Origin of the sequence: Xanthomonas massiliensis (genome assembly GCF_900018785.1) — a bacterium.
GTDB lineage: Bacteria > Pseudomonadota > Gammaproteobacteria > Xanthomonadales > Xanthomonadaceae > Xanthomonas_B > Xanthomonas_B massiliensis.
Genome location: NZ_FCOY01000006.1, coordinates 279,430 through 293,725 on the forward strand (window position 1 = coordinate 279,430; position 14,296 = coordinate 293,725).

The window sequence follows — 14,296 nt, forward strand, 5'->3', positions numbered from 1 at the left end:
GCATACACTGGCCGGCCTCCGATGTCCGGCCCGCCGCCATGCCCCTGCCCCTCGAACGCGCCCGCTACCTGCTTTCCGCCCACAACGCCGGCCAGTTGCCGCCGGACGAGGGCCGCGAGGTGGCCTTCGCCGGGCGCTCCAACGCCGGCAAGTCCAGCGCGCTCAACGCGCTGACCCGGCGCAACGCGCTGGCGCGCGTGTCCAAGACCCCGGGGCGCACCCAGCAGCTGGTCTATTTCGAGGTCGAACCCGGGCGCCACCTGGTGGACCTGCCCGGCTACGGCTACGCCAAGGTGCCGCCGGAACTGCAGGTGCACTGGCAGGCCTTCATCGACCGCTACTTCCGCACCCGCCACGCGCTGGCCGGGCTGGTGGTGGTGATGGACATCCGCCATCCGTTGAAGGACTACGACCTGCAGATGCTCGCCTATGCGGTCGAGCGCGGCCTGCCCGCGCACGGCCTGCTCACCAAGGCCGACAAGCTCGGCCGCGGCCAGCAGGCCCAGGCGTTGCAGCAGGCCAGGAAGGAGCTGGCCGCGCGCTTCGGCGACGGAGTGACGGTGCAGGCCTTCTCGGCCGAGTCGAAGATCGGCGTGGAGGAAGCCGGGGGCGTGGTCGCCGCCTGGCTGGGCCTGGAGAGCGCGTCCGCCCCGTAGTCCGTCGCGCGTTCGCGGTTTCCCGCCGGTGTCGCCGCCGCGGCCGTCGGGTCAGCCGGTCACCCGCACGTCGAACAGGCGCCCGATCAGGCTGGCGGCGGCCATCGCCAGCGCGCCCCAGAACACCACCCGCGCCGCGCCGCGCAGCGGCGGCGCCCCGCCGGCATGGGCGGCCAGCGCGCCGGTGATGCTCAGCCCGGCCAGGGTGACGATCGTGGTGACCTCGCCGACGTAGCGCGCCGGCGCGTACAGCGCCGCGCCGATCGGCAGCAACGCGCCGCTGCAGAACGCCGCCGCCGAGGCCAGGGCCGCCTGCACCGGGCGCGGGCGCAGGGTGTGGGTGATGCCGAGCTCGTCGCGGGCGTGGGCGGCCAGGGCGTTGTGCGCGCTCAGCTCGCGCGCCACCTCGGAGGCCAGCCGCGGCGAGAGGCCGCGCTGGCGGTAGATCGCGGCCAGCTCCTCCAGCTCCGCTTCCGGATTGTGGTGCAGCTCGTGCTTCTCCTTCTCCAGGTCGGCCTTCTCGGTATCGGCCTGGGTCTGCACCGAGACGTACTCGCCGGCGGCCATGGACATGGCCGCCGCCACGGTGCCGGCGATGCCGGTGGCGAGGATCGCGGTGGAGGAGGCGTGGCTGGAGGCCACGCCCACCACCAGGCCGGCGATGGAGACGATGCCGTCGTTGGCGCCGAGCACCGCCGCGCGCAGCCAGCCGGCGCGCTGGGCGTAGTGCACTTCCTGGTGATGATGGCGATGCGGGTAGTCCATGGCGCAAAGCCTAGCCGGGCGGCCGCCGGGACGCCGACTTGATTCTCGTTTTCCCGCACGGGCGTGGCGGCAATGGAATACAGCGATCCCGCCGGCGTGGATGTGGCGGCGGCCGGGGCCACGGTATAGTCGCCAGCCCGTGCGGGGCCGTTCCCGCCGGTCCCCTGCATGCGAGCCGCACCTTGTCGAGTCCCAGCCACGTCGCCGATACCCCGATCACCGACCGCCGCCAGCTGGTCGAGGCCATCGCCTCCGGCGCACGGCCGGCCGCGCAGTGGCGCATCGGCACCGAGCACGAGAAGTTCGGCTTCCGCCGCGACGACCTGCGTCCGCCGGCCTTCGACGGCGAGCGCGGCATCGAGGCGCTGCTCCAAGGGCTGGTGCGCTTCGGCTGGGAACCGCAGCGCGAGGACGGGCGTGTCATCGCCCTGCTCCGCGACGGCGCCTCGGTCACGCTCGAGCCGGCCGGCCAGCTGGAACTGTCCGGGGCGGCGCTGGAGAACGTCCACCAGACCCGCGCCGAGATCGAGGTCCACCTGGCCGAGGTGAAGGAAGTGGGCGACGCGCTCGGCCTGGGATTCCTGGGCATGGGCTTCCAGCCCAAGTGGGCGCGCGCGGACATGCCGTGGATGCCCAAGGGGCGCTACCGGATCATGCGCGACTACATGCCGCGCGTCGGGTCGCTGGGCCTGGACATGATGACCCGCACCTGCACGGTGCAGGTCAACCTGGACTTCGGCAGCGAGGCGGACATGGTGAAGAAGTTCCGCACCTCGCTGGCCTTGCAGCCGCTGGCCACCGCGCTGTTCGCCGATTCGCCGTTCACCGAGGGGCGGCCCAACGGCTACCGCTCGTACCGCTCGCACATCTGGACCGACACCGACGCCGGTCGCACCGGCATGCTCGACTTCGTGTTCGAGGACGGGTTCGGCTTCGAGCGCTACGTGGATTACCTGCTGGACGTGCCGATGTACTTCGTCGCCCGCGACGGGCGCTACCTGGACGTGGCCGGGCAGAGCTTCCGCGACTTCCTGGCCGGGCGCCTGCCGGCGCTGCCGGGCCAGCTGCCGACCCTGCGCGACTGGTCCGACCACATGACCACCGCGTTCCCCGAGGTACGGCTGAAGAAGTACCTGGAGATGCGCGGTGCCGATGCCGGTACCGCCGACCGCCTGTACGCGCTGCCGGCGTTCTGGGTCGGCCTGCTGTACGACGGCGCGGCCCTGGAGGCGGCCTGGGACCTGGTCAAGGACTTCACCCTCGCCGAGCGCCACGCGCTGCGCGATGGCGTGCCGAGGCAGGGGCTGGCGCTGCCCTTCCGCAACGGCACGGTGCGCGAGCTGGCCGTGCGTGCGCTGGAGATCTCCGCCGAAGGCCTGCGCCGGCGCGCCTGCCGCGATGCCGAGGGCAACGACGAGAGCGCCTACCTGGCGCCGCTGCTGGGCATCGCCGGCAGCGGCCGCACCCCGGCCGACGTCAAGCTGGACCTGTTCGAAGGGCCGTGGCGCGGCGACGTGGACCGGGTGTTCGAGGACTTCGCCTACTGAGGCGGGGGAGCCTGGTTCGCGGCCTGTTTCGTGGCCGGTTCGCACGGCAGGCGCACGATCGCGCGCAGGCCGCCTTCGGGGCGGTTGACCAGGTGCAGTTCGCCGCCGTGGGCCAGCACCACGTCGTGGGCCACCGACAGGCCCAGGCCGATGCCGCCGGTGTCGCGATTGCGCGAGGCCTCACCGCGCACGAACGGCAGCAGCAGCCGTTCCTGCATGCCTTCCGGCACGCCCGGGCCGTCGTCGTCCACCCACAGCTCGCAGTGATCGCCCTGGTTGTGCAGCGACAGGCGCGCGCGGTGGCCGTACTTGAGCGCGTTCTCGACCAGGTTGGCGATCACCCGGCGCAGGCCGTCCGGGTCGCCGGCCAGCACCGCGCCGGCCTGGCCGTCCAGGGTAACGTCGCGGCCCATGTCGGTCATCCCGTCCACCACGCTTTCCACCAGCAGGCCGAAGTCCAGGCGCTGGCGCTTGTGCGGGCTGGCCTGGTTGCGCAGGAAATCCAGCGCCGCGGAGATCATGTTCTTCATCTCCTCGATGTCGGCGTCGGCCTTGTCGCGCTGGTCGGTCGGCAGCCCGTCCAGGCGGAAGCTGAGCCGCGCCAGCGGCGTGCGCAGGTCGTGGGCGATCGCGCCGACCATCTGCGTGCGCTCGTCCAGCAGGCGGTTGATGCGTCCTTGCATGGTGTTGAACGAGGCCGCCGCCTGGGCCAGCTCGGCGGCGCCGTTGGTCGGCAGCGGCGGGGCGTGCGGGTCGCGCCCCAGGCGGTCGGCGGCCTCGGCGAAGCGGCGGATCGGCGCGGCCAGGGCGCGCGAGAACCACCAGGCCAGCGGCAGCATGGCCAGGGCGCCGAGCAGCAGCAGCAACAACACCTGGTGGCGGATGAAGGCCGCCGGCGCGGTGTCGTGGTACTCCACCCCCCGCCAGCGGCCGTCGGCGCTGCGGGCGGCGGCGACGAAGTTGCCGCGCAGGGTCGCCCCCGGCCCCATCGGCGGCAGCGAGAACGGCGGCCGCCGGCCGGCATCGGGGCCGCCCGGGCCCTGCCGGTCGGCCAGGGTGTCCTCGGGGTGGGGATGCGCGAAGGGCGGGCCGCCATCCGGTCCGGGGCCGCGGCGGATCGGACCATCGTCGCCGGGGCCGGCCGGGGCCGTGGCCGGGCCGTCCATGAGCGGCATGTTCCAGGGCAGGGCGGTCGGCGTGCTGACGTAGAAGCGCACCGTCGCCACCGGCTGGTCGAGCCATTCGGCCAGGATCCGCTGCATGCCGGCGTCGGCGCGGTAGCCGCCGCCGTGCGGCGGCACCGGCGGCGTGGCCGTGGTGGTGACCTTGAGCTTGCTGTCGCTGGGTGGGATGCGGCTGGACAGCAGCGCCACCACCTCGGTCAGGGTGAAGCGCGGCGGGCGCAGGGCGGTGCGGGTGAGCAGCAGGGCCAGGCCGATGCCCTGCGCCACCAGCAGCGAGACGATCAGCAGCAGGAAGGTGCGGGCAAACAGCGACAGGCCGGTGCGCGGCCGGCCTGTCACGGCCGGTTGACCGTCGGCAGCAGCATGTAGCCCTCGTTGCGCACGGTACGGATCAGCTCGGCATGGCCGCGGCTGTTGATCTTGCGGCGCAGGCGGCTGATCTGGCTGTCGATGGCGCGGTCGTACACGTCCGCGTCGCGGCCGCGCGCGTGGTCCAGCAACTGGTCGCGGCTGAGCACGCGCTGGGGATGCTCGACGAAGCTGCGCAACAGGGCGAACTCGCCGTCGGAGAGGTTGATGACCACCCCGTCCGGGTCGCGCAGGTCGCGCCGCACCACGTCCAGCTGCCAGCCGCCGAATTCGTAGACGTTGCCATGGTTGTCCGGGCTGGCCGCGGCCGGCCGGCTGCGGCGCAGCAATGCCCGCACGCGCGCCAGCAGTTCGCGCGGGTTGCAGGGCTTGGACAGGTAGTCGTCGGCGCCCACTTCCAGCCCGACGATGCGGTCGGTGTCGCTGCCGAGCGCGCTGAGCATGATCACGGCCGGCGGGTTGCGTTCGCTCAGCAGCTGGCGGATGGCGCTCAGGCCGTCCTCCCCGGGCATCATCACGTCCATGACCACCAGGTCGGGCGTGAAATCGGTCATGCATTCGCGCATGGCGGCCACGGTTTCGGCAGTGCGTACCTCGTAGCCATGCTGGGCCAGGAAGTCGCCGATCAGCCGGCGGAGGTCCGGATCGTCGTCGACGACGAGCAGGCGGGCGGATGTGTCGTTCATGCAATGCAGACCAGACGGAAAAACCCGGGAAGCATCTTAGCCGCAGTTATTGTCAAAGGATGGCGACGCGTGCTGCGGGCACGCCAAGGGACGCCAACGCGCCGGTAAGTCGGGGCGCCAAGCTAGCGCCCCTCTCCTCCGGCCAGTCCCCCATGTCCGCCTCTTCCCCCTGGATCCGTATCGTCAGCCGCGACAATGGCGTGGGCCTCAGCCGGGACATGGCGATCATGGCCGACGCACTGCACGCCTACGGCCACGTGGACAGCGTCGGCTTCGGCAGCGGCGGGGCCGGCAAGGCCCTGCTGCAGGCGCGGCTGGCCATGGAAGGCCGCTGGCGCGGGCCGGCGGACGTGCAGGTGTTCTCCGAGCGGGTCTACCCGCGCTGCCTGCCGCTGGCCCGCCACAACCTGCTGGTGCCCAACCCGGAATGGTTCCTGGACAAGTGGCGCCCGCTGCTGCCCGCGTTCGAGCGGGTGCTGTGCAAGACCCGGCATGCCGAGCGCCTGTTCGCCGGGCTGGGCTGCCGCACCGACTACATCGGGTTCACCAGCGAGGACCGGCTGCAGGCGCAGGTGCCGCGCCGGCCGGCCTTCTTCCACCTGGCCGGGCGCAGCCGGGCCAAGGGGACGCGGGTACTGCTGGATGCCTGGCTGGGCCACCCGGAATGGCCGATGCTCACCGTGGTGCAGCATCCGCGCATGGCCGAGGTGCCGGTGCGCGCCGCCAACATCGACCATCGCATCGCCTACCTGGACGATGCCGAGCTGCGCACGCTGCAGAACGCGCACCTGTTCCACATCTGCCCGTCCGAGGCGGAGGGCTACGGCCATTACCTGATGGAGGCCATGAGCGTGGGCGCGATCGTGCTGACCACGCGGGCCGAACCGATGACCGAGCTGGTGCCACCCGGGCTCGGGATCCACATCCCGGTGCAGCGGGTGCGCGAGGAGGGGATGGTGCCCCGTCACTACGTGGCGCCGGTGGGGATCGAACGCGCGGTGGAGGCGGCGCTGGGCATGGACGAGGCCCGGCGCGCGGATTGCTCGAACGGCGCCCGGCGCCACTTCCTGGAGGCGCGCGGCCAGTTCCTGGCCCGGTTCCAGGCGGTCGTCGACGAGGTCGTCCAGTCGGCGGTCGTCACTGGCAACCGCGCGGCCTGAATCCCTGTTCCGGCGGCGCTGGGGGCGCCGTCTTTCCACCCACGACAAACCTCAAGGGGTCCGACGAATGAAGAGAACCGCAGGAACGAGAACGGGGCGCACCCGCCCCCTGGCCATCGTGGCGGGCATGGCCGCGGCGCTGGTGCTGGGCGGGTGCGCCACCCCGCGTGCCCCGGGCGGCGGCTGGCCGATGCCACCGCCGGACAGGCCGATGCCGCCGCCGCACCCCCACCACGATCCGCAGTTCGAAGCGGCGCTGCACGAATGCGCCACCTCGCTCGGCATCGCGTTGCCGGTACCGCCGCGTGGCCCGGAGGAAGGGGCGAAGGGGATGCCGCCGCATGACCGGCAGGACGGCTCCGGCGAGCGCGATCCCGGTCCGCGGCTGTCGGAAGCGCAGCACCAGCAGCTGGACCAGTGCCTGGCGGGCAAGGGTTTTGCGCATCCCAAGGGCGCCCCGTCGCGGCACCACGACCCGAAGTTCGAAGCGGCGCTGCAGGAATGCGCCACCTCGCTCGGCGTCGCCCTGCCGCCGCCGCACGATCCGGAGGAGGGGGCGAAGGGACCGCCGCCGCATGACGGGCACGGCGGTCCCGGTGGGCGCGGTCCCGACGAGCAGGGACCTGGCGGGCACGATCCCGGCCCGCGGCTGTCGGACGAACAGCGCCAGCAGCTGGACCAGTGCCTGGCGGGCAAGGGTTTCGCGCATCCCGAGGGCGCCCCGCCGCGGCACCACGGCCCGAAGTTCGAAGCGGCGCTGCAGGAATGCGCCACCTCGCTCGGCGTCACCCTGCCGCCGCCGCACGATCCGGAGGAGGGGGCGAAGGGACCGCCGCCGCATGACGGGCACGGCGGTCCCGGTGGGCGCGGTGGACGCGGTCCCGACGAGCAGGGACCTGGCGGGCACGATCCCGGCCCGCGGCTGTCGGACGAGCAGCGCCAGCAGCTGGACCAGTGCCTGAGCGGCAAGGGCTTCGAGCCGCCGGCCGGACCGCCGCGGCACCACGACCCCAAGTTCGAGGCGGCGCTGCAGGCCTGTGCGGCTTCGCTCGGCCTGCCGACGCCGCCGGCCGGCGGCCACGATCCGAAGGACGGTGCCAAGGCCCCGCCGGACGGGGAGCAGGCCGGTCCTGGCGGACGCGGCGCCGGCGGGCGTGAGGTCGGCCCCCGGTTGTCCGACGCGCAGCGCCAGCAACTGGACCAGTGCCTGGCGTCCAAGGGATTCGAGCGTCCGGCCGGCACTCCGCCGCGCAAGCCCGGATCCGCCGACTGAGCCATCGTGTGTGCCCCGCAAGCCCGGTCTCGCAGGAGGCCGGGCTTTTTCGTCGCCGGCGCTTTATACTCCCCCTCAGTATCAGGAGGACGCAATGCCGCATTCGCCGCAGGAGAAGAAGCGGGTGCTGGCGCGGGTGCGGCGCATCCGCGGCCAGTGCGATGCGCTGGAGCGCGCGTTGCAGGCCGGTGCTGACTGCGCGCCGGTGCTGCAGCAGATCGCCGCCATCCGCGGCGCGGTCAACGGGCTGATGTCCGAGGTGTTGGAGGCCCATGTCCGCGAGACCTTCGGCCAGCCCGCCGCCGACGAGGCCGGCCGTGCCGAACGGGTGGCCGAGATGACCGCGCTGGTGCGCTCCTACCTGAAGTGATTCGACCCTCGACCGTTTCCGGCCCCGGCCGGACCCCATGACCCGGAGAAACGCCATGAAGTCCCGTGCCGCCGTCGCCTTCGCCGCAGGCGAACCGCTGAAGATCGTCGAGATCGACGTCGCCCCGCCCAGGGCCGGCGAGGTGCTGGTGAAGATCACCCATACCGGCGTGTGCCACACCGATGCCTTCACCCTGTCCGGCGACGACCCGGAAGGCCTGTTCCCGGCCGTGCTCGGCCACGAGGGCGCCGGCATCGTGGTCGAGGTCGGCGAGGGCGTGACCTCGGTCGCGCCGGGCGACCACGTGATCCCGCTGTACACCGCCGAGTGCGGGCAGTGCCTGTTCTGCAAGTCGGGCAAGACCAACCTGTGCGTGGCGGTGCGCGCCACCCAGGGCAAGGGCGTGATGCCCGACGGCACCAGCCGCTTCTCCTACAACGGCGAGCCGGTGTACCACTACATGGGCTGCTCGACCTTCAGCGAGTACACGGTGGTGGCCGAGGTGTCGCTGGCGAAGATCAACCCGCAGGCCAACCCCGAGCACGTGTGCCTGCTCGGCTGCGGCGTGACCACCGGGATCGGCGCGGTGCACAACACCGCGAAAGTGCAGGAAGGCGACTCGGTGGCGGTGTTCGGCCTGGGCGGCATTGGGCTTGCGGTGATCCAGGGCGCGCGCCAGGCGAAGGCCGGGCGCATCATCGCCATCGACACCAACCCGTCTAAGTTCGAGCTGGCGCGCCAGTTCGGCGCCACCGACTGCGTCAACCCGAAGGAGCACGACACGCCGATCCAGCAGGTGATCGTGGAGATGACCGGCTGGGGCGTGGACCACAGCTTCGAGTGCATCGGCAACGTCAACGTGATGCGCGCGGCGCTGGAATGCGCGCACCGCGGCTGGGGCCAGTCGGTAATCATCGGCGTGGCCGGCGCCGGCCACGAGATCAGCACGCGCCCGTTCCAGCTGGTCACCGGCCGCAGGTGGCTGGGCACCGCCTTCGGCGGGGTGAAGGGCCGCACGCAGCTGCCGGGCATGGTCGAGGACGCGATGAGGGGAGAGATCGAACTGGCGCCGTTCGTCACCCACACCATGCCGCTGGACGATATCAACACCGCCTTCGAGCTGATGCACGAAGGCAGGTCGATCCGTTCGGTGGTCCACTACTGAGGCATGGGCCGGCCCGAACGCGTCCGCCATGTCCGCGCTCTGCAGGCGCACGGATCCGGCGTTCGGAGCCGGCGCGATGCCGTTGCGACCGCGATCGCCCGAAGTGCCCTGGCCATGCCGGCACGGCGGTTGCCGGCGGCGGTCGGACGAAGCGGCGGCCGCCGCAACCGGGCCGCCAGCCGGATACCGGCCGCGACCGGATCGCGGCAACGGCGGGACGATGTCATCCACAACGGCGCGGTGATGCCGCGCACAGGAGAAGGCTCTCGAACATGAAGAACATCCAGGTCATCGACGGCGCACGCAACTCCCTCTACGACCTCTTCCAGATCGACGACGCGGACTTCGAGCTGATCTTCCCGGACGGGCGGGACACCGCCCATATCGACGAGATCCTCGCCCGCGGCCCGGCCGACGTGCTGGAGGCCGTGTTCAGCCGCCTCTGGGCGCGGCGCGTGCGCAAGACCGACGGCATGGACATCCACGGCACGCTGGTCTACCAGCTCGACTACGAGCCCGGTTCCGGGCAGGACGCTCCCCCGGTCCGGCCAGGCGGGGAAGCGCCGGGTGCCGGCGGCACCGCGGCGGCGAGCGCGGCCGAACCGCCGGCGAAGATCGAATCGCATGCCTGCTTCGGCGGCCGCCAGGAGGTGTGGTCGCATCGCTCCACCGCGCTGGGCTGCCAGATGCGTTTCGCCATCTACCTGCCGCCGCAGGCGGAAGGCAGTACCCGGCTGCCGGTGCTGTACTGGCTCTCGGGCCTGACCTGCAACGAGCAGAACTTCATCACCAAGGCCGGCGCGCAGCGCTACGCCGCCGAGCACGGCATCATCCTGGTGGCGCCGGACACCAGCCCGCGCGGCGAAGGCGTGGCCGATGCGGAAGGCTACGACCTGGGCCAGGGTGCCGGCTTCTACGTCGATGCCGACGCCCTGCCGTGGGCGCGGCACTACCGCATGCACGACTACGTGGCCCACGAGCTGCCGGCGCTGGTGGAGGCCCAGTTCCCGGCCAGTCAGGCGCGCGCGATCAGCGGCCATTCGATGGGCGGGCACGGCGCGCTGGTGGCCGCGCTGCGCAATCCCGGGCGCTACCGCAGCGTGTCGGCGTTCGCACCGATCGCGGCGCCCTCGCAGGTGCCGTGGGGGGAAAAGGCGTTCACCGCCTATCTCGGCCCCGACCGCCAGGCATGGAAGGCGTGGGATGCCACCGAGCTGATCGCTACCGCGGCGGAAAAGTTGCCGATCCTGATCGACCAGGGCCAGGACGACGAGTTCCTCGACGGCCAGCTCCGGCCGTGGCTGCTGCAGGCCGCCGCCGAGGCCGCCGGCCATCCGCTGCTGCTGCGGATGCAGCCCGGCTACGACCACAGCTACTACTTCATCGCCAGCTTCATCGGCGAGCACATCGCCCACCACGCGGCGGCGCTGAAGGCCTGAGCGGGCATCCGGACCGGCGCGGTGGCGTGGAACGCAGCGTTCACGCCACCGCCGCGGCCGCCGGCGCTAACGTGTGCGCCTTCGCTTCCCGCAAACGCAGGCATGGCCATGGCCCGCCACACTCCGATCGAACGCTACCGCAACATCGGCATCTCCGCGCACATCGACGCCGGCAAGACCACCACGACCGAGCGCATCCTGTTCTACACCGGGGTGAGCCACAAGATCGGCGAGGTGCACGACGGCGCGGCGGTGATGGACTGGATGGCGCAGGAGCAGGAGCGCGGCATCACCATCACCTCGGCGGCCACCACCTGCTTCTGGCGCGGGATGGACCAGTCCCTGCCCGAGCACCGGATCAACATCATCGACACGCCGGGGCACGTGGACTTCACCATCGAGGTGGAGCGCTCCATGCGCGTGCTCGACGGTGCGGTGATGGTCTACGACGCGGTCGGCGGGGTGCAGCCGCAGTCCGAGACGGTGTGGCGCCAGGCCAACAAGTACAAGGTGCCGCGCATCGCCTTCGTCAACAAGATGGACCGCGTCGGTTCGGATTTCTTCCGCGTGCGCCAGATGATGGTCGACCGGCTCGGCGCCAACCCGGTGCCGGTGGTGATCCCGATCGGCGCGGAGGAAGGTTTCGCCGGCGTGGTCGACCTGCGCCGGATGAAGGCCATCGTCTGGGACGAGGCCACCCAGGGCATGCGCTTCGGCTACCAGGACATCCCCGCCGAGCTGGTGGACAGCGCGCGCGAATGGCGCAGCCACATGGTCGAGGCCGCGGCCGAGGCCAACGAGGTGCTGATGGACAAGTACCTCGAACAGGGCGACCTGGACGAGGACGACATCACCGCCGGCCTGCGCGCGCGCACCATCGCCGGCGAGATCCAGCCGATGCTGTGCGGCAGCGCGTTCAAGAACAAGGGCGTGCAGCGCATGCTCGACGCGGTGGTCGAGCTGCTGCCCTCGCCGGTGGACGTGCCGCCGGTGGAGGGCCTGGACGAGGACGGCCGCCCGGCGGTGCGCCATTCCGACGACAACGAGAAGTTCTCGGCGCTGGCGTTCAAGCTGATGACCGATCCCTACGTCGGCCAGCTCACCTTCGTGCGCGTGTACTCGGGCGTGCTGCGCAAGGGCGACAGCGTCTACAACCCGGTCAAGGGCAAGCGCGAGCGCATCGGCCGCATCGTGCAGATGCACGCCAACGAGCGCCAGGAGATCGACGAGATCTGCGCCGGCGACATCGCCGCCTGCGTCGGCCTGAAGGACGTCACCACCGGCGACACCCTGTGCGATCCGGCCGCGGTGATCACCCTGGAACGCATGGAGTTCCCCGAGCCGGTGATCGCCCAGGCGATCGAGCCCAGGACCAAGACCGACCAGGAGAAGATGGGCCTGGCGCTGGCGCGGCTGGCCGCGGAGGATCCGTCCTTCCGGGTGCGCAGCGACGAGGAGTCCGGGCAGACCATCATCGGCGGCATGGGCGAGCTGCACCTGGAGATCATCGTCGACCGGCTGCGCCGCGAGTTCGGCGTGGAGGCCAACGTCGGCCGGCCGCAGGTGGCCTACCGCGAGACCATCCGCGGCACCGCCAAGGACGTGGAAGGCAAGTTCGTGCGCCAGTCCGGCGGCAAGGGCCAGTACGGCCACGTGGTGCTCACCGTGGAGCCGAACGAGGCCGGCAAGGGCTTCGAGTTCCTCGACGAGATCAAGGGCGGCGTGATCCCGCGCGAGTTCATCCCGGCGGTGGAAAAGGGCGTGACCGAGGCGCTGGGCGAGGGCGTGGTGGCCGGCTACCCGGTGGTGGACGTCAAGGCGCACCTGGTGTTCGGCTCCTACCACGACGTGGACTCCTCCGAACTGGCCTTCAAGATGGCGGCGATCTTCGCCTTCCGCGAGGCCTGCAAGCGCGCCGGCCCGGTGCTGCTGGAGCCGATGATGGCGGTCGAGGTGGAGACGCCGGAGGAATACGCCGGCACGGTGATGGGGGACCTGTCCTCGCGGCGCGGGCTGGTGCAGGGCATGGACGAGATCGCCGGCGGCGGCGGCAAGGCCATCCGCGCCGAGGTGCCGCTGGCGGAGATGTTCGGCTATTCCACCACGCTGCGCTCGATGACCCAGGGGCGCGCCTCGTACTCGATGGAGTTCAAGCGCTACGCCGAGGCGCCGCGCAACGTGGTCGAGGCGGTGGTGGCCGCGCGTCCGCAGGGCGGGCGCCGCGGCTGAGGCCGGTGCGGCCGGCGCCGGCGCGGAAGAGACGAAGGACGCGGCCGTCGGGTCGCGCCCTTTCTTGCCCCGGGAGCCGGGACTGCCCGGTACGGGCTCAGCGCACGTTGCGCAGTTCCCAGCCCTTGCCGGCGAGCAGGTCCATGCGGTGGCGCACGATCTCGCCCGGCAAGGTGGTGGTGGCCAGCAGGTTGATGCGCAGGTCGGCCTGGCTGCCGCTGACCTTGGCATCGGCATCGGTGGCGCCCAGCGCGGGGTCGACCTCGTCCGGCTCGGCCTGGGCGTTGCGCCAGCGCTCGAACCAGGCCGGGTCGCTCAGCGCCCGCTGCAACTGCTCGGCGAACGCCTCGGCGCCGTTGGCGGTGAAGCTGAAGGCGGCGTCGGCGCCGCGTGCCTGTTGCGGGTTGGGAAGGCTGATGGAATAGGTGACGGCCATGGCGATGCTCGGATTGAACTGGCTAAAGCCTAGCAGCTGGCGCCATCGCCGGCACCGCCGGCTCAGTCGATCGCGTGCGGCACATCGGCGTAGCCCACCGCCACCGCGCCCTTGCCGACGTTGATCATGCCGGTCAGGCTCATCACGCTCTCGTGCAGTTCGACGTCGTGCTCGGCGCAGGTCAGGCGCAGTTCGCGGTAGCCGGGCAGCGCCTGCAGCTCGGACAGCTCGCCGCCGTAGGACACGCACAGCACCGGCGTCACCAGGCCGTGGCGCACGCGCTTGGCGACCGCGCCGAAGAGATGCTCGCTGGCCTGCTCGAAGCCCTTGACCTTGGCCACGGGCGCGGTCTGGCCGCGGTGGCAGTGCAGGATCGGCTTGATGTCCAGTGCCGAGCCGAGCGCGGCGCTGAGCAGGCCCACGCTGCGCTCGCCCTTGGCGCGCCCGCGCGCGCGGATGTAGTACAGGTCGCGGGGCACCAGGTAGCCGTGCAGGTGGTCGGCCACGTGCTCCATCCGTTCGCGGATGGCCTGCACGCTGGCGCCGGCCTCGCGCAGGCGCACGGCCTCCACCGCCGGCACCGCCTGGGCGGCGAACAGGTTGCGGCTGTCCACCACGCGCAGCGCGAACGGCGTGGTGTAGCCGGCGGCCTGGCGCACCGGCTTGTAGTCGTTGAGGATGGCGAAGCTGGCCTGGGTGGCGTTGTCGAAGATCGGGCTGCGCGTGCTGCTGATGGTGGTGCAGAACACGTGGTCGAAGTCGATCACCAGCCGTTGCAGGAACAGGTCGCGGATCTGCTGGGCGGTATAGGGGATGGTCTCGGCCTCGGCCGCGCGCTTGGCCACGTCCGAGTGCAGGAAGCTCAGCGTGGCCTGCTCGTCGCGATGGTCGGCCAGCACGGTCTCGCCGATGCGCACGCTGATCGGCAGCATGACGATGCCGTGGCGTTCGATGTAGTCCGGCGGCAGGTCGCAGGCCGAGTCGACGACGATTCCGATGCGCATGGATGCTCTCCCC

13 protein-coding genes are annotated in these 14,296 nt (G+C 71.6%); 8 read left to right on the forward strand and 5 right to left on the reverse strand.

The window, feature by feature from the left end; translation table 11 throughout:
- The first annotated feature begins 38 nt into the window (after positions 1 to 38).
- Positions 39 to 656: a ribosome biogenesis GTP-binding protein YihA/YsxC gene (gene yihA / locus BN3794_RS04455; RefSeq protein ID WP_066093957.1), complete on the forward strand. Its 618-nt coding sequence runs from the start codon at positions 39 to 41 to the stop codon at positions 654 to 656.
- Positions 657 to 707: 51 nt separating this feature from the next.
- On the opposite strand, the gene BN3794_RS04460 is transcribed toward yihA, so the two are convergent.
- Entirely contained in the window at positions 708 to 1,421 is a 714-nt protein-coding gene (locus BN3794_RS04460; protein WP_066093959.1) for a VIT1/CCC1 transporter family protein, read from the reverse strand.
- A 164-nt stretch (positions 1,422 to 1,585) separates the two neighbouring features.
- On the opposite strand from BN3794_RS04460, the gene BN3794_RS04465 reads away from it, so the two are divergent.
- A complete protein-coding gene (locus BN3794_RS04465; protein WP_425476707.1) occupies positions 1,586 to 2,968 on the forward strand; it encodes a glutamate--cysteine ligase in 1,383 nt (460 codons plus the stop codon).
- Here BN3794_RS04465 and BN3794_RS04470 read toward each other — a convergent pair.
- Together BN3794_RS04470 and BN3794_RS04475 are read right to left on the reverse strand one after the other, a co-directional pair.
- The gene (locus BN3794_RS04470) at positions 2,962 to 4,491 is read right to left on the reverse strand and encodes an ATP-binding protein (RefSeq protein WP_066093964.1); all 1,530 of its coding nucleotides are present in this window, start codon (positions 4,489 to 4,491) and stop codon (positions 2,962 to 2,964) included. The two genes, BN3794_RS04465 and BN3794_RS04470, sit on opposite strands and share 7 nt — an antisense overlap.
- On the reverse strand, positions 4,488 to 5,207 hold the full coding sequence (locus BN3794_RS04475; RefSeq protein ID WP_066093967.1) for a response regulator: 720 nt from the start codon (positions 5,205 to 5,207) through the stop codon (positions 4,488 to 4,490). Before BN3794_RS04475 ends, BN3794_RS04470 begins: the two co-directional genes overlap by 4 nt.
- Positions 5,208 to 5,359: 152 nt before the next feature.
- Here BN3794_RS04475 and BN3794_RS04480 point away from each other — a divergent pair, with 152 nt between their 5' ends.
- The 6 genes from BN3794_RS04480 to fusA all read left to right on the forward strand — a co-directional run bounded on the left by BN3794_RS04480 (position 5,360) and on the right by fusA (position 12,843).
- Positions 5,360 to 6,367, forward strand: a complete 1,008-nt coding sequence (locus tag BN3794_RS04480; protein ID WP_066093970.1) for a glycosyltransferase — start codon at positions 5,360 to 5,362, stop codon at positions 6,365 to 6,367.
- A 67-nt stretch (positions 6,368 to 6,434) separates the two neighbouring features.
- On the forward strand, positions 6,435 to 7,640 hold the full coding sequence (locus BN3794_RS04485) for a hypothetical protein (RefSeq protein ID WP_147675653.1): 1,206 nt from the start codon (positions 6,435 to 6,437) through the stop codon (positions 7,638 to 7,640).
- Positions 7,641 to 7,734: 94 nt separating this feature from the next.
- Positions 7,735 to 8,010: a formaldehyde-responsive transcriptional repressor FrmR gene (gene frmR, locus BN3794_RS04490; RefSeq protein WP_066093976.1), complete on the forward strand. Its 276-nt coding sequence runs from the start codon at positions 7,735 to 7,737 to the stop codon at positions 8,008 to 8,010.
- A 55-nt stretch (positions 8,011 to 8,065) separates the two neighbouring features.
- Positions 8,066 to 9,175 carry an S-(hydroxymethyl)glutathione dehydrogenase/class III alcohol dehydrogenase gene (locus BN3794_RS04495; RefSeq protein WP_066093979.1) on the forward strand — a complete coding sequence of 370 codons (1,110 nt, stop codon included), beginning with the start codon at positions 8,066 to 8,068 and terminating at the stop codon, positions 9,173 to 9,175.
- 614 nt (positions 9,176 to 9,789) lie between these two features.
- Positions 9,790 to 10,614, forward strand: coding sequence for an S-formylglutathione hydrolase (gene fghA / locus BN3794_RS04500; RefSeq protein WP_066096989.1), 825 nt, complete (start codon positions 9,790 to 9,792; stop codon positions 10,612 to 10,614).
- 108 nt (positions 10,615 to 10,722) lie between these two features.
- Positions 10,723 to 12,843 (forward strand): elongation factor G, encoded by a 2,121-nt coding sequence (fusA, locus tag BN3794_RS04505; RefSeq protein WP_066096992.1) that lies wholly within the window; start codon positions 10,723 to 10,725, stop codon positions 12,841 to 12,843.
- Between the two features lie 97 nt (positions 12,844 to 12,940).
- Here the strand turns inward: fusA and BN3794_RS04510 are convergent, their stop codons facing one another.
- Positions 12,941 to 13,279 (reverse strand): hypothetical protein, encoded by a 339-nt coding sequence (locus tag BN3794_RS04510; protein WP_066093982.1) that lies wholly within the window; start codon positions 13,277 to 13,279, stop codon positions 12,941 to 12,943.
- Positions 13,280 to 13,341: 62 nt separating this feature from the next.
- Positions 13,342 to 14,283: a DegV family protein gene (locus BN3794_RS04515; RefSeq protein WP_066093985.1), complete on the reverse strand. Its 942-nt coding sequence runs from the start codon at positions 14,281 to 14,283 to the stop codon at positions 13,342 to 13,344.
- Between the last annotated feature and the right edge of the window lie 13 nt (positions 14,284 to 14,296).

Excerpts from the sequence above, each read along its gene's own strand:
- yihA (WP_066093957.1), top strand. The coding sequence starts at position 39 with ATGCCCCTGCCCCTCGAACGCGCCCGCTACCTGCTTTCCGCCCACAAC.
- BN3794_RS04460 (WP_066093959.1), bottom strand. The coding sequence starts at position 1,421 with ATGGACTACCCGCATCGCCATCATCACCAGGAAGTGCACTACGCCCAG.
- BN3794_RS04475 (WP_066093967.1), bottom strand. The coding sequence starts at position 5,207 with ATGAACGACACATCCGCCCGCCTGCTCGTCGTCGACGACGATCCGGAC.
- BN3794_RS04480 (WP_066093970.1), top strand. The coding sequence starts at position 5,360 with ATGTCCGCCTCTTCCCCCTGGATCCGTATCGTCAGCCGCGACAATGGC.
- BN3794_RS04485 (WP_147675653.1), top strand. The coding sequence starts at position 6,435 with ATGAAGAGAACCGCAGGAACGAGAACGGGGCGCACCCGCCCCCTGGCC.
- frmR (WP_066093976.1), top strand. The coding sequence starts at position 7,735 with ATGCCGCATTCGCCGCAGGAGAAGAAGCGGGTGCTGGCGCGGGTGCGG.
- BN3794_RS04495 (WP_066093979.1), top strand. The coding sequence starts at position 8,066 with ATGAAGTCCCGTGCCGCCGTCGCCTTCGCCGCAGGCGAACCGCTGAAG.
- fusA (WP_066096992.1), top strand. The coding sequence starts at position 10,723 with ATGGCCCGCCACACTCCGATCGAACGCTACCGCAACATCGGCATCTCC.
- BN3794_RS04510 (WP_066093982.1), bottom strand. The coding sequence starts at position 13,279 with ATGGCCGTCACCTATTCCATCAGCCTTCCCAACCCGCAACAGGCACGC.
- BN3794_RS04515 (WP_066093985.1), bottom strand. The coding sequence starts at position 14,283 with ATGCGCATCGGAATCGTCGTCGACTCGGCCTGCGACCTGCCGCCGGAC.